The organism is Pseudonocardia sp. TMWB2A (assembly GCF_017312135.1).
Genome location: NZ_QKQY01000002.1, coordinates 5,207,869 through 5,234,005, shown reverse-complemented (window position 1 = coordinate 5,234,005; position 26,137 = coordinate 5,207,869). Strand labels below are relative to the sequence as shown.

Annotated in this window: 28 protein-coding genes; 16 read left to right on the top strand and 12 right to left on the bottom strand. The window is 73.6% G+C overall.

Annotation, left to right across the window (positions count from 1 at the left end):
* The first annotated feature begins 123 nt into the window (after positions 1-123).
* Genes DMP17_RS39135 through DMP17_RS39085 form a run of 11 tightly spaced genes read left to right on the top strand, consistent with a single transcriptional unit; the run spans position 124 to position 8,804 of the window.
* Positions 124-1,377 carry a cytochrome P450 gene (locus tag DMP17_RS39135; RefSeq protein WP_226350374.1) on the top strand — a complete coding sequence of 418 codons (1,254 nt, stop codon included), beginning with the start codon at positions 124-126 and terminating at the stop codon, positions 1,375-1,377.
* A gap of 13 nt (positions 1,378-1,390) precedes the next feature.
* Positions 1,391-1,582, top strand: a complete 192-nt coding sequence (locus tag DMP17_RS39130) for a ferredoxin (protein WP_178376531.1) — start codon at positions 1,391-1,393, stop codon at positions 1,580-1,582.
* A gap of 5 nt (positions 1,583-1,587) precedes the next feature.
* Entirely contained in the window at positions 1,588-2,043 is a 456-nt protein-coding gene (locus DMP17_RS39125) for a MaoC family dehydratase (RefSeq protein ID WP_178376532.1), read from the top strand.
* A 26-nt stretch (positions 2,044-2,069) separates the two neighbouring features.
* The gene (locus tag DMP17_RS39120) at positions 2,070-3,350 is read left to right on the top strand and encodes an aromatic ring-hydroxylating oxygenase subunit alpha (RefSeq protein ID WP_337832157.1); all 1,281 of its coding nucleotides are present in this window, start codon (positions 2,070-2,072) and stop codon (positions 3,348-3,350) included.
* Positions 3,347-3,835, top strand: coding sequence for an aromatic-ring-hydroxylating dioxygenase subunit beta (locus DMP17_RS39115; protein WP_337832156.1), 489 nt, complete (start codon positions 3,347-3,349; stop codon positions 3,833-3,835). Before DMP17_RS39120 ends, DMP17_RS39115 begins: the two co-directional genes overlap by 4 nt.
* The gene (locus DMP17_RS39110; RefSeq protein WP_178373065.1) at positions 3,835-4,053 is read left to right on the top strand and encodes a hypothetical protein; all 219 of its coding nucleotides are present in this window, start codon (positions 3,835-3,837) and stop codon (positions 4,051-4,053) included. The genes DMP17_RS39115 and DMP17_RS39110 overlap by 1 nt, the downstream gene beginning before the upstream one ends.
* Positions 4,050-4,823, top strand: coding sequence for an enoyl-CoA hydratase/isomerase family protein (locus DMP17_RS39105; protein ID WP_337832155.1), 774 nt, complete (start codon positions 4,050-4,052; stop codon positions 4,821-4,823). The genes DMP17_RS39110 and DMP17_RS39105 overlap by 4 nt, the downstream gene beginning before the upstream one ends.
* Positions 4,820-5,638 (top strand): enoyl-CoA hydratase/isomerase family protein, encoded by an 819-nt coding sequence (locus tag DMP17_RS39100; RefSeq protein ID WP_337832154.1) that lies wholly within the window; start codon positions 4,820-4,822, stop codon positions 5,636-5,638. Before DMP17_RS39105 ends, DMP17_RS39100 begins: the two co-directional genes overlap by 4 nt.
* A gap of 47 nt (positions 5,639-5,685) precedes the next feature.
* Positions 5,686-6,549, top strand: coding sequence for an SDR family oxidoreductase (locus DMP17_RS39095; protein WP_337832153.1), 864 nt, complete (start codon positions 5,686-5,688; stop codon positions 6,547-6,549).
* Positions 6,550-6,556: 7 nt separating this feature from the next.
* A complete protein-coding gene (locus DMP17_RS39090) occupies positions 6,557-7,945 on the top strand; it encodes an aldehyde dehydrogenase family protein (RefSeq protein ID WP_226350380.1) in 1,389 nt (462 codons plus the stop codon).
* 13 nt (positions 7,946-7,958) lie between these two features.
* Positions 7,959-8,804: an alpha/beta fold hydrolase gene (locus DMP17_RS39085; protein WP_226350381.1), complete on the top strand. Its 846-nt coding sequence runs from the start codon at positions 7,959-7,961 to the stop codon at positions 8,802-8,804.
* Here the strand turns inward: DMP17_RS39085 and DMP17_RS39080 are convergent.
* Together DMP17_RS39080 and DMP17_RS39075 are read right to left on the bottom strand one after the other, a co-directional pair.
* Complete coding sequence (locus DMP17_RS39080; RefSeq protein WP_178373061.1) at positions 8,779-9,957, bottom strand: LLM class flavin-dependent oxidoreductase; 1,179 nt, start codon at positions 9,955-9,957, stop codon at positions 8,779-8,781. The genes DMP17_RS39085 and DMP17_RS39080 overlap by 26 nt on opposite strands.
* A gap of 50 nt (positions 9,958-10,007) precedes the next feature.
* Positions 10,008-11,486, bottom strand: a complete 1,479-nt coding sequence (locus DMP17_RS39075) for an aldehyde dehydrogenase (protein ID WP_337832152.1) — start codon at positions 11,484-11,486, stop codon at positions 10,008-10,010.
* A gap of 222 nt (positions 11,487-11,708) precedes the next feature.
* Between DMP17_RS39075 and DMP17_RS39070 the strand changes: the two genes are divergently transcribed.
* Complete coding sequence (locus DMP17_RS39070; RefSeq protein WP_226350383.1) at positions 11,709-12,704, top strand: helix-turn-helix domain-containing protein; 996 nt, start codon at positions 11,709-11,711, stop codon at positions 12,702-12,704.
* On the opposite strand, the gene DMP17_RS39065 is transcribed toward DMP17_RS39070, so the two are convergent.
* A complete protein-coding gene (locus DMP17_RS39065; RefSeq protein WP_337832151.1) occupies positions 12,693-13,196 on the bottom strand; it encodes a flavin reductase family protein in 504 nt (167 codons plus the stop codon). The two genes, DMP17_RS39070 and DMP17_RS39065, sit on opposite strands and share 12 nt — an antisense overlap.
* Positions 13,197-13,373: 177 nt before the next feature.
* Between DMP17_RS39065 and DMP17_RS39060 the strand changes: the two genes are divergently transcribed.
* The gene (locus tag DMP17_RS39060) at positions 13,374-14,624 is read left to right on the top strand and encodes a bifunctional 3,4-dihydroxy-2-butanone-4-phosphate synthase/GTP cyclohydrolase II (RefSeq protein WP_337832150.1); all 1,251 of its coding nucleotides are present in this window, start codon (positions 13,374-13,376) and stop codon (positions 14,622-14,624) included.
* Here the strand turns inward: DMP17_RS39060 and DMP17_RS39055 are convergent.
* On the bottom strand, positions 14,621-15,412 hold the full coding sequence (locus DMP17_RS39055) for a coniferyl-alcohol dehydrogenase (RefSeq protein ID WP_337832149.1): 792 nt from the start codon (positions 15,410-15,412) through the stop codon (positions 14,621-14,623). The genes DMP17_RS39060 and DMP17_RS39055 overlap by 4 nt on opposite strands.
* Before the next feature lie 103 nt (positions 15,413-15,515).
* Between DMP17_RS39055 and DMP17_RS39050 the strand changes: the two genes are divergently transcribed.
* The gene (locus DMP17_RS39050; protein WP_226350385.1) at positions 15,516-16,490 is read left to right on the top strand and encodes an NAD(P)H-dependent flavin oxidoreductase; all 975 of its coding nucleotides are present in this window, start codon (positions 15,516-15,518) and stop codon (positions 16,488-16,490) included.
* 16 nt (positions 16,491-16,506) lie between these two features.
* Here the strand turns inward: DMP17_RS39050 and DMP17_RS39045 are convergent, their stop codons facing one another.
* On the bottom strand, positions 16,507-17,694 hold the full coding sequence (locus DMP17_RS39045; protein ID WP_337832148.1) for an aminoglycoside phosphotransferase family protein: 1,188 nt from the start codon (positions 17,692-17,694) through the stop codon (positions 16,507-16,509).
* Entirely contained in the window at positions 17,691-18,521 is an 831-nt protein-coding gene (locus DMP17_RS39040) for an IclR family transcriptional regulator (protein WP_337832147.1), read from the bottom strand. The genes DMP17_RS39045 and DMP17_RS39040 overlap by 4 nt, the downstream gene beginning before the upstream one ends.
* A 138-nt stretch (positions 18,522-18,659) precedes the next feature.
* Between DMP17_RS39040 and DMP17_RS39035 the strand changes: the two genes are divergently transcribed.
* Positions 18,660-19,907 (top strand): acyl-CoA dehydrogenase family protein, encoded by a 1,248-nt coding sequence (locus tag DMP17_RS39035; protein ID WP_337832146.1) that lies wholly within the window; start codon positions 18,660-18,662, stop codon positions 19,905-19,907.
* Complete coding sequence (locus tag DMP17_RS39030) at positions 19,904-20,986, top strand: phosphotransferase family protein (RefSeq protein ID WP_337832145.1); 1,083 nt, start codon at positions 19,904-19,906, stop codon at positions 20,984-20,986. Before DMP17_RS39035 ends, DMP17_RS39030 begins: the two co-directional genes overlap by 4 nt.
* Here DMP17_RS39030 and DMP17_RS39025 read toward each other — a convergent pair.
* The 6 genes from DMP17_RS39025 to DMP17_RS39000 form a co-directional block, all read right to left on the bottom strand.
* Entirely contained in the window at positions 20,892-21,356 is a 465-nt protein-coding gene (locus DMP17_RS39025; RefSeq protein WP_178373053.1) for a nuclear transport factor 2 family protein, read from the bottom strand. The genes DMP17_RS39030 and DMP17_RS39025 overlap by 95 nt on opposite strands.
* Positions 21,353-22,147, bottom strand: coding sequence for an enoyl-CoA hydratase/isomerase family protein (locus DMP17_RS39020; RefSeq protein WP_178373052.1), 795 nt, complete (start codon positions 22,145-22,147; stop codon positions 21,353-21,355). Before DMP17_RS39020 ends, DMP17_RS39025 begins: the two co-directional genes overlap by 4 nt.
* A gap of 29 nt (positions 22,148-22,176) precedes the next feature.
* Positions 22,177-23,106, bottom strand: coding sequence for an SDR family NAD(P)-dependent oxidoreductase (locus tag DMP17_RS39015; protein ID WP_337832144.1), 930 nt, complete (start codon positions 23,104-23,106; stop codon positions 22,177-22,179).
* The gene (locus tag DMP17_RS39010) at positions 23,103-24,743 is read right to left on the bottom strand and encodes a class I adenylate-forming enzyme family protein (protein ID WP_337832143.1); all 1,641 of its coding nucleotides are present in this window, start codon (positions 24,741-24,743) and stop codon (positions 23,103-23,105) included. Before DMP17_RS39010 ends, DMP17_RS39015 begins: the two co-directional genes overlap by 4 nt.
* 82 nt (positions 24,744-24,825) lie before the next feature.
* Positions 24,826-25,587 carry an enoyl-CoA hydratase/isomerase family protein gene (locus tag DMP17_RS39005; protein ID WP_226350391.1) on the bottom strand — a complete coding sequence of 254 codons (762 nt, stop codon included), beginning with the start codon at positions 25,585-25,587 and terminating at the stop codon, positions 24,826-24,828.
* A 44-nt stretch (positions 25,588-25,631) separates the two neighbouring features.
* Positions 25,632-26,126: a nuclear transport factor 2 family protein gene (locus tag DMP17_RS39000; RefSeq protein ID WP_226350392.1), complete on the bottom strand. Its 495-nt coding sequence runs from the start codon at positions 26,124-26,126 to the stop codon at positions 25,632-25,634.
* Positions 26,127-26,137 lie beyond the last annotated feature (11 nt).

Here is a 26,137-nt window from a genome sequence, read left to right as displayed (position 1 = left end):
TTCGACGCGGGATTAAACACCGGTACGGCCGCGGCGTCGCCGTCTTGACACCGGACGGACGGCCGTGATGTCCTCTTGCGCGAGATTAATCAATGTTAAAAACGAGACCGTCCTGGGGGAGCAATGGTGCAGTCCCGGCCCGACCACGACCCGGTATCGGTGGGGTCGCTCGAGTTCTGGTCGCTGACCCCCGAGGGGCGCGAGGAGCGACTCCGGATCCTGCGCGACGAGCGTCCGGTCAGCTGGCAGCGCCCGGCCGAGGGGTCGATGCTGCCGCAGGAGGACGACGCCGGCTTCTGGGCGATCACCCGGCACGCCGACATCCAGGCCGTCAGCAAGGACCCGGCGACCTTCTGCTCCGGGCAGGGCGTGATGATCGAGGACGTCCCGAGCGACATCCTGGAGGCGGCCAGCTCGTTCCTCGCGACCGACGCACCACGGCACACCCAGCTGCGCCGGCTCGTCAGCGCCGCGTTCACCCCGCGCCAGGTCAAGAAGATCGAGGATCAGATCGCGGACCAGGCCCGCCGGATCGTCGACGAGCTGATCGCGACCGGGGACTGCGACTTCGTCGACCAGGTCTCCCGGCGGCTGCCGATGTGGACGATCTACGAGATGTGCGGCCTGTCCCCGGAGCGTCGCGACGCCGCTGCGCACGCCGCCGACGGCATGGTGTCCTGGTCGGACGCCGATGTCCGCGCCGGGCTGGAGCCCGCCGACCTGCTCAACCAGTCCCTGGTCACCCTCATCACGATCGGGCTGGAGCTCGCCGACGACCGGCGCGAGAACCCCCGCGACGACCTCATGACCAGCCTCGTGCAGGCCGAGGTCGACGGCGAGAGCCTCAGCGAGGAGGAGATCGCCGCGTTCTTCGTGCTGCTGTCGGTGGCGGGCAACGACACCACCCGCAACACGATCAGCCGCACGATGGAGGCGCTGACCCGGTTCCCGGACCAGCGCAAGATCCTCCAGGCCGACTTCGACGGCACGATCGGCACCGCGACCGACGAGTTCGTCCGCTGGGCCAGCCCGGTCATGACCTTCCGCCGGGTCGCCACCCGCGACGTCGAGCTGCACGGGCAGCAGATCCGCGAGGGCGACTGGGTCGTCATGTTCTACGCCTCGGGCAACCGCGACGAGCGGGTGTTCACCGACCCGCACGTCTTCGACGTCACCCGCTCGCCGAACCCGCACGTGGGGTTCGGCGGCGGCGGGCCGCACTTCTGCATGGGCAACATGCTGGCGCGGACCCAGCTGCGCGCGCTGTTCGGCGAGCTGCTGCACCGGGTGCCCGACCTGCGGACCGGCGAGCCCGTGCAGCTCGTCGGCAACTTCGTGGACGGCGTGAAGTCCATGCCGTGCACGCTCAACCTGTGAGGAGGAACCACCGATGCGTGTGGTGGTCGACTACGACAAGTGCACCGGGCTGGGACTGTGCGAGTCGCTGGCCCCCGACTTCTTCGAGGTCGCCGACGACGGCTCGCTGAACCTGTTGCAGGCCGAGGCCGACGAGGCACAGCGCTCGGAGCTGGAGGAGGCCTGTCGGGCCTGCCCCACCGAGGCGCTGCGGATCGAGGGATGAGTGCGATGACCAGGGTGTTCGACTCCGTCGAGGAGCTGCTGACCGCCGAGGGCGAGTCCTTCGGGCCCACCGACTGGACCGAGATCGACCAGCGCCGGGTGGACCTGTTCGCCGAGGCCACCGGCGACCACCAGTGGATCCACACCGACCCGGAGCGGGCCGCGTCCGGCCCGTTCGGCCGGACCATCGCGCACGGCTTCCTGACCCTGTCGCTGCTGCCGCGGCTGCTGAACGAGCTCTACACCGTCGACAACGTCCGGATGGGCATCAACTACGGGCTCAACAAGGTCCGCTTCCCCGCCCCCGTCCCGGTCGGCTCGAAGGTCCGGCTCGCCGCCGAGATCGCGTCGGTGCGCCGTGGCGAGGGCTTCGTCGAGGTCACCGTGCGCTCGACGCTCGAGGTCGAGGGCTCGGCCAAGCCCGCCTGCGTCATCGAGAGCGTCGGCCGGCTCTACCCCTGACCAGCTGTGAACGAGAGGAACCGACAGTGACCCCGACCGCCCCCGCCGGCGCGCCGCGTCCCCCCGCGGCTCCCTACGAGGAGCTGATCGAGCCCCGGCGGGTGCACGGTTCGCTCTACACCTCGCCGGAGATCTTCGCCGACGAGCTGGAGCGCATCTGGTACCGGACCTGGGTCTACGTCGGCCACGTCAGCGAGATCGCCGCACCGAACGACTACGTCCGCAAGTCCATCGGCCCGCAGGACGTCATCATGACGCGCACGGCCGACGGCGAGGTGCACCTGCTGCTCAACCGCTGCGCGCACCGCGGCAACCTGGTCTGCGAGGCCTCGGCGGGCAACTCCAGCTCGTTCCGGTGCCCGTACCACGGCTGGACCTACCGCAACGACGGCCGGATGCTCGGCTACCCGTTCCCGCAGGGCTACGGCGGCCGCGGCAAGCTCGACCTCGGGCTCGGCCGCGTCGCCCGGGTCGGGGTCCACCAGGGCTTCGTGTTCGGCAGCTTCGCCCCCGACGGCCCCACGCTCGACGAGCACCTCGGTGAGGCGAAGGGCGAGATCGACCGGCTGGTCCGGCTCTCGCCGGACGGCGAGATCGAGCTGACCGCCGGGTTCCTGCAGCACCGGGCGCAGGCCAACTGGAAGCTCCTCGCGGAGAACGAGACCGACGGCTACCACCCGCAGTTCGTGCACGCGTCGATCTTCAGCGTCGCCGAGAGCGGGATCGGCGCCCTCTACGGCGAGAAGTCCACGGCGGTCACCCGCGACCTCGGGGGCGGCCACAGCGAGAACGACCTGCGCCCGGAGTTCCGGCGCCTCGGCACGCCGCTGGGCTGGTTCGGCACCACCGAGGAGAAGGTGCCCGGCTACTCCGCCCGGATGCGCGAGACCTACGGCCCGGACGCCCACGACATCCTGGTCGAGGGCGGACCGCACGTGATGATCTTCCCGAACCTGTTCATCGCCGAGATCCAGCTGTTCACGATCCAGCCGCTGGCCGCGGACCTCACCGTCCAGCACGTCACCGCCGTGCAGCTCAAGGGCGCCCCCGAGATGAACCGGCGGATGCTGCAGCAGTGCATCGGCTCGGTCGGGCCCGCCGGGATGCTGCTCGCCGACGACACCGAGATGTACGAGCGCAACCAGGCCGGCGTCGCCGAGCTGCGCCCGGAGTGGCTCGACATCCGCCGCGGCGCCGACCGCGAGCACGTCGACGAGCGCGGACTCACCGTCGGCGGTGCCACCGACGAGACCGGCATGCGCGGGTTCTGGCAGCACTACACCCGGCTGATGACGGAGGGCCGATGACCACCACCGAGCTGGACCTGCGCACCGTCGAGCAGTTCCTCTACCGCGAGGCGCGCTACGCCGACGAGCACCGCTACTCCGACTGGGAGGCGCTCTGGACCCCGGACGCCCTCTACTGGGTGCCCGCCAACGATGACGACGCCGACCGCATGACGCAGATGTCGATCATCCACGACAACCGCAACCGGATCGCCACCCGCATCAAGCAGTACCGCACCGGTCGCCGGCACTCCCAGGTGCCCGCGTCCCGGCTGCGGCGCGTGGTGTCCAACGTGGAGATCATCGGGACCGTCCCGGAGACCGGGGACACCGAGGTCGGCGCCAACTTCGTCCTCGTCGAGTCCCGCGAGCGGGGCAACCGGCTGTGGGCCGGGCGGACCACCTACCGGCTCCGCGTCGTCGACGGCGAGCTCGCCCTGTCCTACAAGAAGGTCGCCCTGGTCGACAACGCCAGGGCGATCGCGACGCTGTCGTTCCTGATCTGATGGAGATCGCCCCCGACATCGTCGGCAACGAGTTCGCCGAGGTCAGCATCCGGGTCGACGACGACGCCAACAGCCGTCGCCTGCGGATCGAGGACCTGCGCACCGGCCGCGTCCGCTTCCTCGACGCCCTGGAGCTCGAGACGCTGGTGTGGCTGCCCGAGGGGCACCTGCACAAGCTGCTCGACCCGTCCGCGGACCGCTGGCGGGAGGACACGTGAGCACCGTCCTGACCCGGTTCGACGACCGTGCCGACGGCCGCGTCGCGACCCTGACCCTCAACCGGCCGCAGGCCCGCAACGCGATCACCGTCGAGCTGGCCCGCGCCCTGCACGACGGGCTCGCCGCGGCCGCGGAGACCGCCGACGTCGTCGTGGTCCGCGGCGCGGGCGGCCACTTCTGCGCGGGCGGGGACTTCCACGAGGTCTCCCGGCTCCGCGAGCAGGGACCCGAGGCGCTGCGGCCGCTGTTCGAGACCTTCGTCGGCGCCTGCGAGCTGATCGCGACGCTGCCGGTGCCGGTCGTCGCCGTCGTCGAGGGGTACGCGATGGCGGGCGGGTTCGAGCTGCTCCAGTCCGTCGACATCGCCCTCGTCCGCGACGACGCGGTGCTCGCCGACAACCACGCGAACTTCGGGATGATCCCCGGCGGCGGCGGGTCGCAGCGGCTGCCCCGCATCGTCGGGACGCCCCGCGCGCTCGGCCACATCCTGCTCGGCGACCGGCTCTCCGGCCGCGACGCCGTCGACTGGGGGCTGGCCTGGGCCTGCGCCCCGGCCGCCGAGCTCGACGCGCTCGTCGAGCGCACCGTCGCCAACCTGCTCGGCAAGGACCGCGACGCGCTCGCCCGGATCAAGCAGCTCGTCCGCGGCGGGCTGCACGGGACCCTGACCGACGGCCTCGCCGCCGAGCTCTCCTCGACCCTCGCCCACCTGGGCGGGGAACGGGCCGGCGCGGGCATCGACCGGTTCACCGGAAGGACACGGACGTGACGACCACCGACACGACCCACACCGGCACCGCACAGGTGCTCTTCGACCTCGACGACGACGGCGTCGGCCGGCTGCGGCTCAACCGGCCCGAGGCCTCCAACGGCATGGACGTGCCGTTCCTGCGGGCGCTGCACGAGGCCGTCATGACCGCCACCGGCCGCCCCGAGCTCCGGGTGCTCCTGCTGACCGGGGAGGGGAAGAACTTCTGCGCGGGCGGCGACGTCAAGACCTTCGCCGCCAAGGGCGAGGCGCTGCCCGACTACCTGCGCGAGGCCACCGCCTGGCTGCAGAACGTCGCGGCGGCCCTGCTCGCGCTGCCCGTCCCGGTCGTCGCGGCCGTGCACGGCTTCGCCGCGGGCGGCGGGGGACTGGGCCTGGTGTGCGCCTCGGACATCGTGCTCGCCGGGGAGACGGCGAAGTTCATGTCCGGCGCCGCCCGGGTCGGGATGGCCCCCGACGGCGGGTCGTCGGTGACGCTCCCGCAGCTGGTCGGGCTGCGCAAGGCGATGGAGATCCTGCTGCTCAACCCGACCCTGACCGCGGCCGAGGCCGCCGAGATCGGCCTGATCACCCGCGTCGTCGCCGACGACGCGCTGCACGACGAGGCACTCGCCGTCGCCCGGACCCTGGCGGCCGGGGCGCCGCGCGCGCTCGGCGCGGTCAAGCGCCTGGTCTGGTCCGGGCTCGGCAACCGGGTCGAGGCCCAGCTGCCGGAGGAGGCCCGCACGGTCTCCGAGCTGTCCGGCACCGCCGACGCCCGCGAGGGGCTGGCCGCCGTCCTGGAGCGGCGCAGCCCGCGCTTCACCGGCCGCTGACGCGGCCGCATCCATCCATCCATCCACGACGAAGGAGTACGGCAGGCATGGCAGGAGTCGAGGGGCGCGTCGTCGCGATCACCGGGGCGGGCAACGGCCTCGGTCGTGAGTACGCGCTGGTCCTGGCCCGGGCGGGCGCGAAGGTCGTCGTCAACGACCTGGGCGGGTCCCGCGACGGCACGGGCAGCGGGTCGACCGCGGCGGACGCCGTCGTCGCCGAGATCCGGGCCGAGGGCGGCGAGGCCACGGCGAACCACGACAGCGTCGCGACCCCCGAGGGCGGCGCGGCGGTCGTGGCCACTGCGCTGGAGGCCTACGGCCGGATCGACGGGGTGGTGGCCAACGCCGGCATCCTGCGGGACCGGTCGTTCCACACCATGACCGACGACGACTGGGACGCCGTCCAGCGCGTGCACCTCTACGGCGGGTTCCACGTGATCCACGCGGCCTGGCCGCACTTCCGCGAGCAGAGCCACGGCCGCGTCGTCGTCGCCACCTCCACCTCGGGGATCTACGGCAACTTCGGCCAGGCCAACTACGGCGCCGCCAAGGGCGGGCTGATCGGCCTGATCAACACCCTGGCCATCGAGGGCCGCAAGCGCGGCATCACCGCCAACGCGATCGCGCCGATGGCGGCGACCCGGATGACCGAGGACATCGCGCCGCCGGAGATGCTGGCGAAGCTCTCCCCGGCGCACGTCGCACCGGTCGTCGGGCACCTGGTCAGCGACGAGTGCACCGAGACCGGCAGCGTCCTGGTCGCCGGCGGCGGCGAGGTGCACCGGGTCGCCCAGTTCCGCACCAAGGGCGTCACCTTCGCCGAGGTGCCCACGATCGACCAGGTCGGCGACCGGTTCGCCGAGATCGTCGACCTCGACGGCGCCGTCCCCGGCACCAACCCGGTCGGCTGATCCCGCCGTGACCAGCACCGTGACCCACGTCGAGGGCGACGCCGCGGCCACCGTGGCCCGGCTGCGCCGCACCTTCTCCTCCGGGCGGACCCGGCCCCTGGCCTGGCGGCTGCGCCAGCTGCGCGGCATCGAGCGTCTGGTGACCGAGCGGGAGCCGGACATCGCCGCGGCCCTCGCGCAGGACCTCGGCAGACCCGCCCCGTACGCCTGGCTCGGCGACATCGCCTCGACCGCGGCCGAGGCCGCCTTCGCGCGCAAGCACCTGAAGCGGTGGATGCGCAGGCGGCGGACCTCGCTCCCGCTGTCGATGCTGCCCGGTCGCGGCTTCTACCAGTACGAACCCCTCGGCACGGTGCTGGTCATCGGCCCCTGGAACTACCCCGTCTACCTGACCCTCGGCCCCCTGGTCGCCGCCGTCGCGGCCGGGAACACCGTCGTGGTCAAGCCGTCGGAGCACGCGCCCGCGACCTCGGCGCTGCTCGCCCGGCTGATCCCGGAGTACCTCGACCCGGAGGCCGTCGCCGTGCTGGAGGGCGACGCCGTGGTCACCCAGGACCTGCTGGCGCAGGGCCTGGACCTGGCGTTCTTCACCGGCGGGCCGGGGATCGGGAAGAAGGTGATGGAGGCGGCGTCGGCGCACCTCACCCCGGTGGTGCTGGAGCTGGGCGGCAAGAGCCCGGTGATCGTGACCGCGGACGCCGACATCGACGTCGCGGCCCGGCGGATCGCCTGGGTCAAGCTGCTCAACTCCGGGCAGACCTGCATCGCCCCCGACTACGTCCTGGTCGAGGCCGGTGTGCGCGACCGTCTGGTCGCCGGCATCGTCGCCACGCTGAGGGAGTTCCGGGCCGGGGAACCGGCCGCGCAGCCGATCGTCGACGACCGGCAGTTCGGCCGCCTGGCCGCCCTGCTCGACGGTCACGGCGGCGAGGTGGCGGCCGGCGGCGGCACCGACGCGGCCACGCACTCCATCGAGCCGACCGTGGTCGTCGACCCCGACCCGGACTCCGCGGTGATGGCCGACGAGATCTTCGGCCCGATCCTGCCGGTGCTCACCGTCGGCTCGCTCGACGAGGCGATGCGCTTCGTCAACGCCCGGCCCAAGCCGCTGGGCCTGTACCTGTTCACCGGGTCGAGGGCCGCCCAGGAGAAGGTGCTCGCCGGCACCAGCTCGGGCGGCGTGGTGATCAACCACCTGGCCATGCACTGCCTGGTGCCGCAGCTGCCCTTCGGCGGCGTCGGCACCAGCGGGATGGGCGCCTACCACGGCGAGTGGGGCTTCCACGCGTTCAGCCACCGCAAGGCGGTGCTGGCCAAGCCCGCGAAGCCGGACCCCGCGCTGATGTACCCGCCCTACACCGACCGGAAGATGGCGTTGCTGCGCCGCTTCTTCTGACCGGGGGGACACCGTGATCGAGGCCGTCCACGTCGGCGGGGCGGGGACCCCGCTGGTCCTGCTCCACGGGGCGACGTCGTCCTGGCGGGCGTGGCGGCCGGTGCTGCCCGCGCTGGAGCGCCGGCACCGGGTGCTGGCCCCGAACCTGGCCGGTCACCACGGCGGGCCCGCCGTCACCGGGCCCCCGGACCAGGTGGTCCCCGCCATCGTCGACGCCGTCGCCACCGCGATGGACGACGCCGGCGTCGGCACCGCGCACCTGGTCGGCAACTCGCTCGGCGGCTGGGTCGCGCTCGAGCTCGCCCGGCGCGGCCGGGCACGCTCGGTCGTCGCGCTCTCGCCCGCCGGGGCGTGGGCCGAACCGGCCGACCTGGACCGGCTGCTGCGGCTGTTCCGCGCGGGCGGGCGGCTCGGCCGCGTGCCGGGGGCCCGGGTCGTGCTCGGGGTGCGGCCGCTGCGGCGGCTCCTGCTGCGGCAGGTCGCCGAGCACCCCGAGCTGCTCACCCGGTTCGACGTCGACGACCTGGTCGACGACCTCGCCGGCTGCGAGGTGCTGGCCGACCTGCTCGCCGGGGCGTCGCGGGCGGGGGCGCTGCGCCCGTTCACCCCGGACTGTCCGGTGCTGATCGCCTGGGGCGAGCGGGACCGGATGCTGCCCTTCGCCCGCTACGGGCGGCCGATGCTCGACGCCGTGCACGGCGCGCAGCTCGTCCGCGTCCCGGGCGTCGGGCACGTGCCGATGGGCGACGCGCCCCGGCTGGTGTCGTCGCTGGTCCTGCGGTTCACCGCCCGGGCCGACCGTGCGGCCCGGGCGGCGGAGGTGCCGGGACCGGTCAGTGGCGCAGGCCGGCCTGCTTGAGCAGCGGCATGACGTTGTCGCCGAAGTACTTCAGCTCCTCGTTGTAGTCGACGAGGCCGAAGATCATGCCCTCCATGCCCGCCTCGTTGAGCCTGCCGAGCTCCTCGGTGACCTGCTCCGGGGTCCCGACGATCGGGTAGCCGCCCCACCCGGCGATGAAGCGCTCCTGCATCTTCTTCACCGCGTGGTCGAAGGACTGCGACGCACCGGAGCCGGCGATCTTGATGACGTTGCCCGCCGCGCCCCAGTCGCCCTCGTCGACGACCTGCTGGAAGTCGCGCTTCGCCTCCGCCTCGGTGTCCCGGCAGACGACGAGGCCGTAGGTCATGGCGTGGATCGTGCGCTGGTACTCGGTGCGGGCCTTCTCCTTCAGCGCCGTCGTGTAGGCCTTGATGTTCTCCAGGGTGTCGAGCGAGGCGAAGTTGAAGTCGACGTTGCGGGCGGAGAACTCGATGCCCGACGGGCTGTTGCCCGCGTTGATCAGCGCGGGCCGCGGCCCCTGGTGCGGCTTGGGGTAGGCCTCGAGCAGCTCGGCGTCGAAGTACTTGGAGTGGATCGCGAAGGTGCCCTCCTCGGTCCAGAGCTTGCTCACGAAGTCCAGCCACTCCTGGCCGTAGGCGTAACGCTCGTCGTGCTCGCGCTGCTCGGAGCCGAACATCTCCATCTCCGGCGGCACCCAGCCCATCACCATGTTCAGCGCGAACCGGCCGCCGGAGATGCGGTCGACGGTCGTCGCCTGCTTGGCCGCGACGATCGGGTGCATGGTCGGCAGGTGCGAGGTCGCGGCGACGGCGATCCGCTCGGTCGCCTCGGCGATCCCGGCGGCCCAGGTGTAGGTCTCGAAGCAGTTGCCGTTGAAGTTGGTGGACCCGCCGAAGCCCTTCCAGCGGGCGACGGGGACGAGCACGTCGAACCCGAGCCGGTCGGCGCGCTGGGCGATCTCCTTGGTGTGCTCCCAGGTGATCTCGTAGCTGGACGGGGCGTGGCTCATGATCAGCCCGTACGAGCAGTTGCTGCCGAACAGGCCCAGCTTCATCTTCTGGTCGCCGAACAGCGGGTTCGTCGTCGTGCGGTCGGCCGCGGGCCGGGTCTCCGAGGCGGGGCGGGGATCGGTGGGGGCGAGCCCGAGGCGCTCGTTGGCGGTCACGGTCATGGTCGTCTCCTTCGACGTCGTGCGGGGGGAGTCGTGCGCGGGGAGGGGTGTCAGCCGAGCTGGAACGGGTCGCGCGTCCCGCCGGTCAGCTCGACGAACACGGACTTGTTCTCGGTGTACTCGTTGACCGCGTCGACGCCGTTCTCCCGGCCGATGCCGGAGGCACCGAAGCCGCCGAACGGCATGTTGGGGGCGATCACGCGGTAGGCGTTGACCCAGACGGTGCCCGCGCGCAGCTTCTTCGCGACGCGGTGGGCGCGGTGGACGTCCTTGGTCCACACGGCGCCGGCGAGCCCGTACGGGGTGTCGTTGGCGAGCTTCAGCGCCTCGTCCTCGTCGGTGAAGGTGTAGGCGGCGAGCACCGGCCCGAACACCTCCTCGCGGACGATCGTGTTCTCCGGGGACACGTTCGTGACGACCGTGGGCCGGACGAACAGCCCGCCGCGCTCGGCGTCGGGCTCGCCGCCGCAGGCGAAGGTCGCGCCCTCGGCGGCCGCGCCCTGCAGGTAGCCGAGCACCTTCTCGTACTGCGGCCGGTTCGCGACCGGGCCCATCTCGGTGCCGGCCTCGGTGGGGTCGCCGAGCACGATGGCCTCGGCCCGCGCGACGACCTTCTCCACCAGGGCGTCGTGCACGTCGGCGTGCACGATCAGCCGGGAGCCGGCCATGCAGGTCTGCCCGGTGGCCGCGAAAACGCCCGCCACCAGGCCGTTCGCGGCGGCGTCGAGGTCGGCGTCGGGGAAGACGATCTGCGGGGACTTGCCGCCCAGCTCCAGGGTGACCCGGTTGTAGTTGGCCACCGCCGCCTGCGCGACCTTCGCCCCGGTCGCCGACGAGCCGGTGAACGCGACCTTGTCCACCCCGGGGTGCGACGCCAGCGCCTCGCCGCAGGCGCGGTCCCAGCCGGTGACGACGTTGAGCACCCCGGCGGGCAGCCCGGCCTCGTGCAGGATCTCGGCGAACGCGACGGTGGAGGCCGGGGCGTGCTCGGACGGCTTGACGACCATCGTGCAGCCCGCGGCGAGCGCGGGGGCGAGCTTGAAGGTCAGCAGCAGCAGCGGGCTGTTCCACGGCGTGATCGCGGCGACGACGCCCACGGGCTCGCGGGTGGTGAAGCCGAAGTAGTTCGGGTTCACCGGCGGGACGGTGCGGCCCTCGATCTTGTCCGCCAGCCCGGAGAAGTAGTTGTACCACTGGGGCAGGGCGTTGAGCTGGCCGAGCATCTCGCGCAGCAGCTTGCCGGAGTCGTTGACCTCCAGGCGGGCCAGGCGCTCGGCGTTCGCGGCGATCGCGTCCCCGCACCGGCGCAGGATCGCGGCGCGCTGGAAGCCGGTCATGGCGCCCCACTCGCCCTCGAACGCGGCGCGCGCCGAGGCGACGGCCTCGTCGACGTCGTCCGCGCCGCCGTCGGCCAGCCGCGCCCACGGTTCCCCGGTGTACGGGTTCAGCGACTCGAACGTCGCACCGGACCGGGCGTCCACCGCCTTCCCGTGGACGAACTGCCGGAACTCCTGCAGCGGCGATGTCATCGTCGACCTCCTGGCGCGTGCCGTCTGATGGGTGGCGACGCTACGAGCGGGTCTCCGTGGCCGACTAGCCGTAGGTGGCACGCGTGCAGCCGTTCCGCGCGAGCTGCACGGAACGGATCGGGGCCTGCGTTCAGCGGCTGGGCGGCCCGCCGGTCGGGCACTATCGTCAAGGAACTCTTCGACCGCTCGCCACCGGTGACGGGACGGCATCAGGAGGAGCCGATGGACGCCCTCGACGCACGCGCGGCCGCTCACCACCTCGGCCGCTACCCGGTCCTCGACACGCGCAACCTCGAGCAGGCGCGCGAGGCGGTGTCCCGGGTCTATCTCGACCACGACCTGACGGCACCGACCGACCAGCTCGAGATGACGCTGAACGCCACCTCGGACCGGATGTTCACCCTCGGCTTCCTGACCTACAAGTCCGCGGCCAAGCTCGTGATGCCGCCGACCGAGGACGCGTACCACATCAACCTCACGGTCGCCGGGAACACGATCGCCCAGCGCAGCGACGGGTCGCGGGCCGCCACGGCCGCCGGCGCGTCCGGGGTCACGCTGCTGCCGGACCGGACGACGACGGTGCGCTGGTCACCCGACGCCGAGCAGTACATCCTCAAGATCCCGCGGCGCAGCCTGGAGACCCACCTGAGCGAGCAGCTGAACCAGCCGGTGCACGACGTGGTGGAGTTCGACTTCGGTCTCGACTTCTCCTCGCCCGCGGGGCGCACCCTGCTGTCCTCGGTGCAGTTCCTGGCCCAGGAGCTGAACCGGCCGGGGGGTCTGGCCGAGATGCCGATCGCCCGTGAGCAGCTCGAGGCGTTCGTGATGAGCCAGCTCCTGTACGCCGGCCGCCACCAGTACTCCGACGCCCTCGCCGCGCCGGACGACCCGGTCCGCCGGGGGCGGCTCGGCCCGGTGCTCGACTACATGGAGCAGCACGCGGACGAGCCGCTCACCCCGCAGGAGCTCGCGCGGGTCGGCTGCATGAGCGTCCGCACGCTGCACGCGTCCTTCGCCCAGGAGCTCGGGGAGTCCCCGATGGCCTACCTGCGCCGGGTGCGGCTCGACCACGTCCGCGGGGAGCTGCTGCGCAGCGACCCCACCGTCACCGGGGTGAAGGAGATCGCGCTGCGCTGGGGCTTCTTCCACCCGAGCCGGTTCGCCCAGCAGTACCGGGAACGGTTCGGGGAGCTCCCGCGCGACACGCTACGGGGCTAGGGCGCCGTAGCCGCCGCGGTGGAACAGCAGCGGCGCGCGGACGGGGTCGGCGCCCAGGTCGTGCACCCGGGCGACGACGATCGTGTGGTCCCCGCCCGGGTACTGCTCCTGCAGGGTGCAGTCGATCCACGCGGCCACACCGGCGAGCACCGGTGCACCCGACGGCGCCGGGTCCCAGGTGACGCCGGCGAACTTGTCGGTGCCCGAGCGGGCGAAGGCGGAGCTCAGCTCGCGGTGGCCGTCGGCCAGCACGTTCACGCAGAACGCACCCACCTCACGGATCCGCGGCCAGGTGGTCGAGGTCAGGGCCGGACAGAAGCTGACCAGCGGTGGCTCCAGCGACAGCGAGCTGAAGGACTGGCAGGTGAACCCGACCGGCCCGTCCGCGGTGAGCGCGGTGACCACCACGATCCCCGACGCGAAGTGACCCAGCACCGAGCGCATGCGGCCGGGGTCGATCGGGGGCACCTCGGTGTGCGGGGTCTCGTCCATGGAGCGAACGGTAGGGCCGCGGCGCGGCCGCCCGATATCCGTGCGTGGCCGCGGTACAGCCGCCGACCGCAGGCCGCGCGCAGCGGCTGTGCGCCGTCCGCCTGCGGATATCGGTCCGTCGCCGTCGCGTCCTACGGTCGCCCGGCCCGATGACGTGCCCGATGTGAGGAGCCGGACGTGAACCCGAACCCGATGTCCCTGCCAGGTGCCGCCGCCGTCCGGCGCGCCGTGGCGGCGCTCGCGGCAGGCGGCATGGTGATCGTCACCGACGACGCCGACCGGGAGGACGAGGGCGACCTCGTGCTGTCCGCGGCGACCGCGACGGCCGAGCAGCTCGCGTTCGTCGTCCGGCACACGACCGGCATCGTGTGCGCCCCGATGCCCGCGGAGCGCGCGGACGCGCTGGCGCTGCCCCCGATGGTCGAGGACAACGCCGACGCCCACGGCACCGCGTTCACGGTGTCGGTCGACCACACCGGTGCCGGGACCGGGGTCTCGGCCGCCGACCGTGCGGCGACGCTGCGGGCGCTGGCGGACCCGGCGACCCGGCCCGCGGACCTGCGCAGGCCGGGGCACGTGTTCCCGCTGCGCGCCCGCGCGGGCGGGGTGCTGGTCCGGGCCGGGCACACCGAGGCGACGGTCGACCTGCTGCGGCTCGCGGGGCGGGAGCCGGTCGGGGTGATCGGTGAGATCGTCGCCCCGGACGGGTCGATGGCCCGGGGCGGGGTGCTGCGGGCGTTCGCGGCCGAGCACGACCTGCCGGTGCTCGCGATCGCCGATCTCGTGCGGCACCGGCGGGCGACCGAGCGGCTGGTCGAGCAGGTCGCGTCGGCCGCCATGCCGACCGTGTTCGGCGAGTTCCGCGCGGTCGCCCACCGCTCCCTGGTCGACGGCACCGAGCACCTCGCGCTGGTCCACGGTGACGTCGCCGAGGCGTCCCGCCGCCCCGGCGGCGCGCTCGTGCGGGTGCACAGCGAGTGCCTCACCGGCGACATCATCGGGTCGCTGCGCTGCGACTGCGGTCAGCAGCTGGAACGGGCGCTGCGCGCGATCGCCGACGAGGGCGCGGGAGCCGTGGTCTACCTGCGTGGACACGAGGGGCGGGGGATCGGCCTGGCCCACAAGATCCGGGCCTACGCCCTGCAGGAGACGGGCCTGGACACCCTCGACGCCAACACCGTCCAGGGCCTGCCCGTCGACTCGCGCTCCTACGGCGTCGGCGCGCAGATCCTCGCCGACCTGGGGATCACCCGGCTCCGGCTGATCACCAACAACCCGGCCAAGTACGGCGGGCTCGACGGGCACGGCCTCGAGATCGTCGGACGTATGGAGCTGCCGTCCGAGCCCACCGCACAGAACCTGCGCTACCTGCGCACCAAGCAGCAGCGGATGGGCCACGCCCTGGGGCTGGGCGAGCACACGGGCTAGATCTCCGGCGCGGGCACCAGCCCGGCCGCGACCGCACCGGTGATGCCGCCGTCGGCGGTGACGGTCGACCCGTTCAGCCAGCGCGAGTCGCGCGAGGCGAGGAAGACCACGGCGGGCGCGATGTCGTCGACCGTCGCGTGCCGGCCCAGGAACTCGCGCACCCCGTCGAGGGTGTCCTTGCCCATGCTCTCCTCGAAGTCGGCGAGGATCGGCGTCTCCACCGGGCCGGGCAGCAGCGCGTTGATGCGCAGCTCGTTCATCTCGCGCACCGCCCCGCCCATGGCCAGGGTGTAGACGGTCGCCGCCTCCTTGGAGAAGTTGTAGGCGTTGCCCTGCTGCGGGTGCGCCGCGAACCAGGCCGCGCCCTCGTCGAAGGTGTCGGTGGCCATCACCTCGCGGATCGTCTCCAGCCGGGCCGGCCAGCCGAAACCGGCGGTCGAGGACACCACGACGATCGACCCGCCGGTGTTCATCCGGTCGAACATCGACTCGGTCAGGTGCCGCATCCCGAGGAAGTTCACCTTGAACACCACGTCGCCCGGGGCCGTGCCGGGAATGCCCGCGATGTTGGCGAGGACGTCGAAGGTGCCCTCGATCCGCTCCAGCGCCGAGTCGATGCTCGCGGGGTCGGCCAGGTCGACCTCGACGTGCTGGTCCACCGTGGCGGAGGGCTTGTTGCGGTCGAGGCTGACGACGGTCGCGCCGCCCTCGACGAGCCGTCGGGTGACGGCGTCGCCGATCCCCGACGCGGTGCCCGTCACCAGGCAGCGCAGTCCCTGTACGTCCATGTGATCCCTCCGATGTCGCCGGTGACGTCCGTTGTTTTTAAACTAGATTAACCGGCGAGGAGGGTCAACGACCCTCGACCACGACCCACCGAGGGAGACGTCGATGCGGACGCGATTCACCGAGCTCGTCGGGGTGGAACACCCCGTGGTCCAGGGCGGCATGCAGTGGGTCGGCCGGGCGCCGCTGGTCGCGGCGGTCGCCGAGGCGGGCGGGCTGGGCTTCCTGACCGCCCTCACCCAGCCCACCCCGGAGGACCTGCGGGCCGAGATCCGCCGCTGCCGGGAGCTGACCGCGAAGCCGTTCGGGGTGAACCTGACCATCCTGCCGACCATCGACGCCCCGCCCTACGACGAGTACCGCCAGGTGATCATCGACGAGGGTGTCCCGGTGGTGGAGACGGCGGGCGCCAACCCGGTCGCGCACCTGGGGCCGCTGCACGACGCGGGGATCGTCGTCGTGCACAAGTGCACCTCGGTCCGGCACGCGCAGAAGGCCCAGGACCTCGGCGTCGACGCGCTGTCGATCGACGGCTTCGAGTGCGCCGGGCACCCCGGCGAGGACGACGTCCCCGGGCTGGTGCTGCTGCCCGCCGCGGCCGACGTCCTCGACGTCCCGTTCCTCGCCTCCGGCGGCATCGCCGACGCCCGCGGCCTGGTCGCGGCGCTCGCGCTCGGCGCGGACGGGGTCAACATGGGCACCCGCTTCCTGTGCACGCGGGAGTCCGGTGTGCACGACGCGGTCAAGGCCCGCATCGTCGAGGCGGGCGAGCGCGACACGGCGCTGATCTTCCGGCAGCTGCGCAACACCGCCCGGGTGGCGGCCAACGCGGTGTCCGCCGAGGTCGTGGAGAAGCTGGCGGCGGGTGCCCGGTTCGACGACATCCGGCACCTGGTCGCGGGCAGCCGCGGCGCCACCGTCTACGAGACCGGCGACCTCGACGCGGGCATCTGGTCGGTCGGGATGGTGCAGGGGATCATCCGCGACGTGCCGACCTGCGCCGAGCTGATCGGCCGGATGGTCGCCGAGGCGGAGGAGATCATCGCCGGTCGGCTGGCCGGGATGGCCGGGGCCCGCTGAGCGGGCCCCGCCCGGCTCAGCGCAGCACGTCGAAGGTCTCCATGTCGGCGACGAAGCGGGCGATCCGCTCGATCGCCCACATCATGTAGCCCTGCGGCTGGAGCTTGTTCTCGAACCGGGTCCCGCCGATCGAGAACAGCGCCAGGGTCAGTGCGTGCAGGGGCTGCCGCCGGTAGGCGAGCATCGCCTCGTCGAACGACGGCGGCTCGGCCACCCCGTGCGCGCGCAGCCGGTCGAGGTAGTGCCGCAGCAGGTCGGCCTCCCAGGCGCGGCGGTCCTCGATCGGCAGTGCGACGCTCAGCGCGTAGGACACGTCGAGGGCCCAGTTCCCGCGCGCGACGCACTGCCAGTCGTAGAGACCCATCGCGCCGTCCGGGTCCCGCAGCCAGTTGCCCAGGTGCACGTCCTGGTGCAGCAGCGTCTGCGGGGCCAGGTCGTGCAGGTGCAGCGCCCGCATGAACGCGTCGTGCATCCCGCCGCGCCGGGCGTACACCTCGTCGGGCACCACGTGCCGGGCGCGTTCGAGGCCGACCAGGGTGCGCTTGCGGTAGGAGATCGGGTTCAGCTTCTCCTGCCACGCCGTCGCCCCGCGCAGCCCGGCGAGGTCCCCGCCGGCGCGCAGCCGGGGGCTGTCCCACAGCCCGCCGTGGTAGGTCGCGAGCTGCTCCACCATCGTCTCGGCGTCGCGGCGGGTGACGGTGTTGGTCATCGGCGCCGGGAACGTCCAGCCCTGCGGGCCGAGGTCCTCCAGCAGCAGCGAGCGGTAGGTGTGCGGGTCGTAGCCGGCGTAGAAGGCGCGCGGGCTGCGCAGGTCCAGGGTCGGCCGGGCGCGGTTGTAGAAGATCGCCTCGCCCTCGACGATCTCGGTGACGCCCATCAGCAGCCGCGAGGTGAACGTCGACGTGGCCTTGGTGAACAGGCTGGTCGGCAGGCCCGCGGCCTGGCCGACGGAGTTGTACACGACCCGCAGCGGCAGCCGGGCGCTGGTCCCGTTGTGGCCCTCGCCCGCCTCGACGTCGATCACCATCGCGCCCGGGACGTCCCGGCAGAGCACGCCGGTCAGCCACCGCGGGGTGACCGCCCGCGCCGACGGCGGCACGACGGCGGGGTCCGAGGTCCGGCGGTCCGCGCCGAGCCGTTCGCGGGTGATGTGGACGACGACGCGGCCGATCGAGCCGGCGATGTCGGTCAGGGGGCTGGTCATCGGGGGTCCTCCGGAGGCGGTTCGGGGTCGTCGGGGCGGGGGAGCGTGCGCACCACCTCGCGGATGACCGGCCCGAGCTCGGGGCCGGTGTCCCACGGGACGGAGCCGAGGCGCCGGGCGGCGCCGAGCACGGCGGTGGCGAGGGCGGGCCTGCGGGCGGCGAGCCGGTCGTCGGCGACGCAGACGCTGACGGCCGCGACGACCCGCCCGGAGCCGTCGCGCACCGGGGCGGCCACGCAGCCGACGCCCAGGAAGGTCTCCTGCGCGTCGACGCCGACGCCGTCGCGGACGATCCGGTCCAGCTCGGCGTGCAGGGCGTCCAGCCGGTGGATCGTGTGCGGGGTGAACACCGAGAAACCCTGGTGGGCGCGTTCGACCGCCTCGCCGCGCGGGCGGTGGGCGAGGATCGTCTTGCCCAGCGCGGTGGAGTGCGCGGGCAGCCGGCCGCCGTTGCCGACGCCCGGCAGCCGGACCCCGCCCTCGGGGTGCACCGCAGACACCGGGACGACGTAGCGGCCGTCCCAGACGCCGAGGCGGCTCGTCGCACCCGTCGCCGCGGCCAGCTCGCGCAGCACCGCACCGGCGCCGCCGTCGAAGCCCGCGCCGTGCACGAGGGTGCGCGACAGCGCCAGCAGCCGCCAGCCCAGCCGGTAGCGGCCGGTGGCGGTGCGCTCCAGCAGCCCGATCCCGGCGAGGCTCGCGAGCAGCTCCTGCGCGGTGGAGCGCGGCAGCTCCAGCCGCGCGGCGACCTCGCGGGGACCCCACTCCGGACGGTCGTGGGTGAACAGCCCCAGCACCGATCCGGCTCTGGCGATCGTGCTCAGCACGGGTCCTCCCTGGCGGTACGGCTCCGCGTCGAGCCGGCGCTGCGGAGCGTGGCGGAACCGGACCGGCGACGACGAGCGCCGTCCGGGATAACCGGACGATGGTGCGTCGCCGGTGCTCCGGGCCGCTAGACCTCGACCATGACCCCGACGCCCGACCCGGCCACGCAGGACCTGCTCGACCGGATCGACCGCTTCGCCGCCGACGAGCTGGCCCCGCTCGAACGCGAGCACCCGCAGTTCTTCGACCACCGCCGCGAGTTCGCCCGCACCGACCTCGACCACGGCGGTGTCCCGGCGCGGGAGTGGGAGGAGCTGCTGACCGAGATGACCCGCCGCGCGGACCGGGCCGGGCTGTACCGGTTCGCGCTGCCCGCCGCACTCGGCGGCGCCGACGGGGCCAACCTCGCGATGGCGCAGGTCCGTGAGCACCTCGCGGCAAGGCCCGTCGGGCTGCACAGCGACCTGCAGTCCGAGACCAGCTGCGTCGGGAACTTCCCGCTGGTGGAGCTGCTGTGGCGGGCGGGCACCGCCGAGCAGCGCGACTGGATCGAGCCGCTGGTCCGGCGCGAGGTGAGCGGCGGGTTCGGGCTGACAGAGCCCGGCCACGGCAGCGCCGCGACCTGGATGGGCACCCGCGCGGTGCGCCGCGCCGGCGACTGGGTGATCGACGGGGCGAAGCGGTTCAACACCGGCATGCACCGCCCGGGGATCGACGTCGTCTTCGCCCGCACCGGCGGCGAGCCCGGCGACGCCCGCGGCATCACCGCGTTCGTCGTCCCGACCGACACACCCGGGTTCCGGGTCGAGCGGCACGCCTGGACGATGGCCATGCCGACCGACCACTCCGACGTGACCCTCGACGGCGTCCGCGTCCCGGACTCCGCGGTGCTCGGCGAGCCGGGCGCCGGGCTCGACCTCGCGCTGCTGTTCGTGCACGAGAACCGCATCCGGCAGGCCGCGTCCAGCCTCGGCGCGGCCCGGTTCTGCATCGACGCGGCGGTGACCTACGCCCGCGAGCGGGAGGTCTTCGGGCGCGCGCTGGCGTCGAACCAGGCGGTCCAGTGGCCCCTGGTCGAGCTGCACACCGAGGCCACCCTGGTGCGCGCGCTGGTCCGGGCGACCGCGGCGGCGATGGACACCGACGGCAAGGTCGCGCTGTCGGAGCAGGTGTCGATGTGCAACCTGCGGGCCAACCGGCTCGCCTGCGAGGCCGCGGACCGGGCGATGCAGGTGCACGGCGGGCTCGGCTACACCCGCGACGTGCCGTTCGAGCACATCTACCGCCACCACCGCCGGTACCGCATCACCGAGGGCACCGAGGAGATCCAGGTCCGCACCATCGCCCGCGAGCTGTTCGGCTTCGGCCGGCGGGCGGGCACGTCGTGAGCGGACAGGACCCCGCCGCGCTCGCGCGGTGGCTGGGGGACCGGGTCGAGGTCACCGGGCCGCTGCGGGTCGACCGGATCGGCGACGGCCAGTCCAACGTCACCAGCCTGGTCACCGACGCGGCCGGTCGCGCGTGGGTCCTGCGCCACCGCCCGGCCGGGGCGGCCGCCGACGACGCGCTGCGGGAGGCCGGGGTCCTGCGCGGGCTGGCCGGCGGGCCGGTCCCGGTCCCGGCCGTCGTCGCGTCGGGATCCGGTGTCGACGGCGTGCCGGGGGAGTTCTTCGTGATGGAACGGTCGCCGGGCACGGTCCTGGCCCGGGAGGCCGACGCCGACGCGCTGCCCGTGCCGCGGCGGCGCGCGCTGGCCGGTGACGTGGTCGCGGTGCTGGCCCGGCTGCACGGCGTCGACCCGGAGCGGATCGGGCCGGTCCGCGGCGACGCCGACGACCTGTTCGCGCGCCGCGTCCGGCGCGCCGCCCGCAACTGGGAGGCCTGGGCGGGGTCGGCGCCCGGGAGCGTCGACGCCGCCTGGCGGGAGGCGCACCGGCGGATCGCCGCCGCGCCGCCGCGGGCCCAGCGGCTCACCGTCGTCCACGGGGACTACCGGCTCGCGAACCTGCTCGTCGACGGCGGCCGGGTCACCGCCGTCCTGGACTGGGAGCTGTGCACCCACGGCGACCCGCTGGTCGACCTCGCCTGGCTCCTCGACGACTGGCGCGGCTCCGGCGAGGCCGCCGTCGCGATCCCGAGCCCGACCCGGGCCGGCGGCTTCGGCGACCGCGCGGAGCTCGCGGCCGACTACGCCGCCCGCACCGGCCTGGACCTGTCCGGGCTGGACCGCTACCGGGCGCTGACCCACTGGACGGCGGCGACGCTGCTGCAGGGGGTCCTCGTCCGGCGGCGGTCCGGGGCGCTCGGGGGGCACGGGGTGCTCGACCCGGCCGCGGTGGAGCGGTCCGTTCGCGACCTGGTCGAGGGCTCCCTCAGCCTGCTGCCGGCGACCGCGTCGGTGACCCGATCCGCGCCCCGACCTGGTGCAGCACGCTCGCCAGGTCCCAGTAGTCGTCGTGCGAGGTGAGCAGGCCGTCGTCGTCGTAGGTGCCGACGGCGACGCCCGGCACGGAGAACCGGGCGCCCGCCACGTCGACGAGCTCCCCGGACCGCAGCTTCAGCGGCCCGCGGACCGTGCCCGACCACACCCAACGCGAGGTGAGCCGTCCGTCGCCCGCCCAGGTCTCGCCGAACTCGATGTGCGAGTCCGGGGCGAAGACGAGCATGAACCGGTGGAACCGGGCGATCTCGTCGCGGCCGCGGTAGGTGCCGTCGAGCGCGATGTCGCGGTACACGCCGTCCGGGGCGAAGAAGGACAGCAGCGCGTCCGGGTCGGCGGTCCACGCGGCGCCGTAGGCCGAGGCGAAGGCCGGGTCGGCCGGGTGCGGGGAGCTCACGGCCGGGCCAGCCGCTCGGTGGCCTTGCTGGTGCCCGAGCGCAGCCGGTCCAGGCCCTCGGCGATCCGCCGGGTGAACAGCCCGCGCTGGAGCAGGTCGTGGGTGACCCGCAGCTCGTAGGCGGTCGCGGCGACGTGGTCCATGTGCGACGCGCGCAGCGCGACCTCCTTGAGCACCGTGGTCAGCTCGCTGCCGTGTTCGGCGATCTGCGTCGCCAGCGTCAGGGCCGACTCGCGCAGCGTCCCCACCGGCACGACCTCGTCGACGAGCCCGCAGCGCAGCGCCTCCTGGGCGTCGATCGGGTCGCCGGTGAAGAACATCCGGCGGGCCCGCTGCGTGTTCGTCTTGCGCAGGATCGCGTGGTAGAAGCCGTTCATCGCGTACTTGACCTGCGTGGACCCGAACGCGGCGTTCTCCGAGGCGATCGTGATGTCGCACATGTTGGCCAGGTCCATCCCGTAGCCGGGGGCGACGCCGGCGACCGCCGCCACGGTGGGCTTGCGGTAGTCGTAGATCGCGACCATCAGCTTGTAGGCCAGGTCGGTGAACCGGGTCCGGTCGTCGCCGGTGGTGTCCTGCAGGACGTCGAGCGCCCAGCCGGCGCAGAAGAAGTCCTCGTTGCCGATGAACAGGACGCAGGCGACGTCGTCGTCCTCGGCCCAGGCCGCGAGCGCGGCGACGATCTCCTCGTGCAGCTCCCAGCCCAGCGCGTTGCGCTTCTCCGGGTGGTCGAGCTGCAGGATGCCGACCCCGTTCTCGACGGAGGTCCTCAGGTAGCGGTACTCGGTCACGCGTGTCCTTCCAGTGTCGCCCGCCGCGCTCAGCAGCAGGCCTCGGTTCCGGGTCGGGTGGCGCCGGTCCCGCGGGCCGCGTCGCAGGCGGCGGCGAGGGAGTCGGCGGTGCCGGTGGGGTGGTCGGGCGGGCGACCGGCGAAGTCGGTCACCCCGGCCCAGTGCGCGGCGACGTCGGCCGGTCCGGGCGGCCGGCCGTCGGGGCCGGTGAGGCGGACGCCGTGCGAGCGCTCCCAGCGCAGCACCGAGGCCCAGCCGCCGCCGGTCTCGACGACCTCGCCGGTCAGCGGGCACGACGGCAGCGCCAGGGCGACGACGACCGGGGCGACGTCGGCGGCCCGCAGTGCCTGCGCGGGGCGGTCGCGGAAGACCTCCTCGGTCATCGAGGTCAGCGCCATCGGGGCGACGGCGTTGACCCGGATCCCGAACCGGTCGCCCTCGGCGGCCAGCGTCCGGGCCAGCCCGAGGACCCCGGCCTTCGCCGCGGCGTAGGCGGCCTGGCCGGGGTTGCCGTGCAGCCCGGCGCCCGAGGTGGTCAGCACGATCGACCCGCCCCGGAGCCGCAGGTGCGGCCAGGCCGCCGAGCAGGCCGTCCAGCTGCCGCGCAGGTGCACGTCGACGACGGCGTCCCAGTCGTCGTCGGTGAGCCGGGAGACCGCGTGGTCGCGGGTCGCCCCGGCGTTGACGACGAGCACGTCGAGCCGGCCGAGCGCGTCGACGGTGTCGGCGACCAGGGCGCGTCCGTCACGGGCGTCGCCGGTCACCGGGTGCGCGCGGCCGCCGCCGGAGCGGATCCGCGCGACGACGGCGCCCGCCGCGTCGGCGGCGCGGGCGTGCACGGCGACCGTGGCGCCGGCCGCGGCCAGCGCGGTCGCGTACTCCGCGCCCAGCCCCCGGCCGGCGCCGGTGACCAGCGCGACCGTGCCCTCGGCGAACCGGGCGGAGTCCGTCGTGCTCACGCGGGCGCCGTGCGGTGGGCGAGCCAGAGGTCGAGGTCGGGCAGCCCCGCCAGGGTGTGCTTGCGGATCTTGCCGGTCGCGGTGACCGGGATGTCGGCGACGACGTGCCACTCGACGGGGGTCTTCGCCCGCGCGAGCCGCTGCCCGGCGACGTGGTCGAGCAGCGGGTCGACGCCGGCGGCGCGGGCGTCGTCGTCGAGGACCACCCAGGCGCCGACGGCCTCCCCGAGACGCTCGTCGGGCACGGCGGTGACCGCGACCCGCCGGACCCCGGGGGCCGAGGCGATCGCCAGCTCGATGTCCATCGTGGAGAACTTCTCGCCGCCCCGGTTCACGATGTCCTTGGTGCGCCCGACGATCTGGACCCAGCCCTCGTCGTCGACCCGGCCGACGTCGCCGGGGGAGAACCAGCCGTCGTCGTCGACCTGCTCGGCGGTGACGACCGGGTCGGTGTAGCACTCCAGCAGCTGGGGGCCGCGGATCCGCAGCCTGCCGACGGTGCCGGGCGGGACGAGCGCCCCGTCCTCGTCGACGACGGTCATCTCCATCCCGCGCAGCAGCCGACCGTCCCAGGCCCGCCTGCGCTCCAGCGGGTCGTCCGCGGCGGCGATCGCGAGGACGCCCGCGGTCTCGGTCATCCCGTAGGCCCGCACCACCCGCACACCCGCCTCCGACGCCCGGTCGACGATCTCCGGGGCGATCGCGGCGCCCGCGCAGGCGTAGGTGTCGAGCCGGTGGCCCTCGGGGCGGGTCCGGTAGCGCTCGACGAGGTCGGCGACGAACACGGTCGCGCCCATCATCAGCGTGACCCGCTCGGCCTCGATCAGCTCGACGGCGTCGTCGGGCCGCCAGCCGGACATCACCACCGAGCGGCCGCCCAGGAAGACCGGGAACACCACGGCCGCGACGAAGCCGCCCAGGTGCGACAGCGGCGTCGCGGCGAGGGTGACGGTGTGCTCCCCGGCGCCGAGCGCGTCGCGGAAGTTCACCAGGTGCGCGACGACGGCGCGGTGCGACAGCAGCGCCCCCTTCGGCGCCGCGGTGGTCCCGGAGGTGTAGAGCAGCAGCGCCGGGTCGGCGGGCCCGCGGGTGACGGTGAGCGGCTCGTCGACGGCCGTCGCCGCGTCGGGGACCGCGACCCAGCCGGGGCGCCCGCCGCCGACGAGGTAGCGCACCACCGGGTCCAGGCCCGCCTCGTCGAGCAGCCCGTCGAGCTCGGCGGCCGGGTCGCGCGGGCCGAGGGCGTCGACCGTGCACACCACCGCGGGGCGGCAGTCGGCGACGATCTGGCGGATCTCGTGCTCGCGGTAGATCGGGATGACGGGCACGTCCACCGCGCCCGCCCGGAACGCCGCGACCTGCACCGCGAGCGCCTCGAGCCGGTTGGGCAGCTGGACCAGGACCCGGTCGCCCGGGGCCACGCCGCGCCGGACGAGGTCCTGGGCGATCGCGCGGGTCCAGCGCTCGAACTCGCCGTAGCTCACACGGCGGCCCTTGAAGCAGAACAGCTCCCGCTCGGGGTGGCGGGCGGCCGCCGTGGGGACGAGGTCGGCCAGTGTGGTCGCGGTCCACAGACCCGACGCGCGATAGCCGGCGTACCGGTAGGCGGTGCTGGCGGAGGGGGTGGCAGTCGTCATCGACGTGCTCCTACGGCTCGAACCGACGTGATCCGTCACCGTATCTAGTGACGGATCACTCGGTCAGGGTTCGAACGGCCGATCAGCGGCGGCGGAGGCGACCGAACGCCTCGCCGATCCGCTCCAGCACCTCGGGGTGGCGGATGACCTCCCGGTAGGCGGAGGTCTCGAACGACAGCGCGCTGATCGGGTCCATCGTGGGCGAGCGCAGCGCCAGTTCCTTGTTGATCATCGCCGAGCGCGTGGTGGTGGCCGCGATCGACCGGGCCAGCTCCGTCGCGGCGCCGACCACGCCACCGGTGGGCACCAGGCGGTCGACCAGTCCGATCCGCAGCGCCTCCGCGGCGTCGATCCGGTCCCCGGAGAAGGTGAGCAGCTTGGCCTGGCTCAGCCCGACGATCTTCCACAGCGGGGAGAAGTACGGGGTCAGCCCGAACTTGATCTGCGGGAACCCGAACACGGCGTTCTCCGCGCCGATCCGGATGTCGCAGAACACGGCGATGTCGCAGCCGCCGCCCAGGGTCGGGCCCGCGCAGGCGGCGATGGTGGGCTTGGCGTAGTCGAGCAGCGCGCCGTAGACCCGCAGGCACATGGCGGAGTACTCGTCGCGGGAGTCCTCGGTGAACGCCGACTGCAGGTCGAGGTCGAGGCCCGCGGAGAACGCCTCCTCGCCGCCGGTGATCACGACGGCGGCGACGTCGTCGTCGGCCCGCCACGCGTCGAGCTGGTCGCCCAGCGCGGCGAACAGCTCCAGGCTGAGCGCGTTGCGCCGGTGCATGCGGTTGAAGGTGATGGTGCCGACGCCGTCGGCGACGGTGGTGCGGACGGCCTCGTCGTCGGCCATGGGGGTACTCCTCGGGTGCGGGGAACGGTGGGGGAGGGGTCGGGTCAGCGGGTGGCCGCGGGGCTGCGGCCCAGCAGCGACATCAGGTAGGCGCCGCCGACGCGGTCCTCGCGGGGCGGGAGCGCGCCGAGCTGGCGCATCATCTCGGTGATCTCGTACTGGGCGAGGTAGGACGACAGCAGCCCGTCGGTGAACTCCAGGAAGATGTCGCAGCCGTAGGTGCTGAAGGTGGCGTCGGGGGCGAGCTTCGCCGGGCCGTGGCCGTACTGGCGGAACAGGCACAGGGCCCGGCCGTCCTCCGGTGCGGTGAAGGTCTGGACCTCGTCGAAGGCGACGTCGGGCATGACCTCCCAGATCCGGTCGACGTAGGCGCGCATGCCGTCACGCCCGTCGATCACCTCCGGCCAGAAGACGGTGTCCTCCCAGCGGATGCCGGGGTGCAGGATCTCGAGCACGCGCTCGGTGTCGTGGGAGTTCCACGCCGCCAGCCAGCGGCGGGAGAAGTCGCGCAGGAAGGCCTCGGTCTGGGGTGCCGGCACGATGGCTCCTC

Excerpts from the sequence above, each read along its gene's own strand:
- DMP17_RS39135 (WP_226350374.1), top strand. The coding sequence starts at position 124 with ATGGTGCAGTCCCGGCCCGACCACGACCCGGTATCGGTGGGGTCGCTC.
- DMP17_RS39130 (WP_178376531.1), top strand. The coding sequence starts at position 1,391 with ATGCGTGTGGTGGTCGACTACGACAAGTGCACCGGGCTGGGACTGTGC.
- DMP17_RS39125 (WP_178376532.1), top strand. The coding sequence starts at position 1,588 with ATGACCAGGGTGTTCGACTCCGTCGAGGAGCTGCTGACCGCCGAGGGC.
- DMP17_RS39115 (WP_337832156.1), top strand. The coding sequence starts at position 3,347 with ATGACCACCACCGAGCTGGACCTGCGCACCGTCGAGCAGTTCCTCTAC.
- DMP17_RS39110 (WP_178373065.1), top strand. The coding sequence starts at position 3,835 with ATGGAGATCGCCCCCGACATCGTCGGCAACGAGTTCGCCGAGGTCAGC.
- DMP17_RS39095 (WP_337832153.1), top strand. The coding sequence starts at position 5,686 with ATGGCAGGAGTCGAGGGGCGCGTCGTCGCGATCACCGGGGCGGGCAAC.
- DMP17_RS39080 (WP_178373061.1), bottom strand. The coding sequence starts at position 9,957 with ATGACCGTGACCGCCAACGAGCGCCTCGGGCTCGCCCCCACCGATCCC.
- DMP17_RS39075 (WP_337832152.1), bottom strand. The coding sequence starts at position 11,486 with ATGACATCGCCGCTGCAGGAGTTCCGGCAGTTCGTCCACGGGAAGGCG.
- DMP17_RS39070 (WP_226350383.1), top strand. The coding sequence starts at position 11,709 with ATGGACGCCCTCGACGCACGCGCGGCCGCTCACCACCTCGGCCGCTAC.
- DMP17_RS39065 (WP_337832151.1), bottom strand. The coding sequence starts at position 13,196 with ATGGACGAGACCCCGCACACCGAGGTGCCCCCGATCGACCCCGGCCGC.
- DMP17_RS39055 (WP_337832149.1), bottom strand. The coding sequence starts at position 15,412 with ATGGACGTACAGGGACTGCGCTGCCTGGTGACGGGCACCGCGTCGGGG.
- DMP17_RS39050 (WP_226350385.1), top strand. The coding sequence starts at position 15,516 with ATGCGGACGCGATTCACCGAGCTCGTCGGGGTGGAACACCCCGTGGTC.
- DMP17_RS39045 (WP_337832148.1), bottom strand. The coding sequence starts at position 17,694 with ATGACCAGCCCCCTGACCGACATCGCCGGCTCGATCGGCCGCGTCGTC.
- DMP17_RS39035 (WP_337832146.1), top strand. The coding sequence starts at position 18,660 with ATGACCCCGACGCCCGACCCGGCCACGCAGGACCTGCTCGACCGGATC.
- DMP17_RS39010 (WP_337832143.1), bottom strand. The coding sequence starts at position 24,743 with ATGACGACTGCCACCCCCTCCGCCAGCACCGCCTACCGGTACGCCGGC.
- DMP17_RS39005 (WP_226350391.1), bottom strand. The coding sequence starts at position 25,587 with ATGGCCGACGACGAGGCCGTCCGCACCACCGTCGCCGACGGCGTCGGC.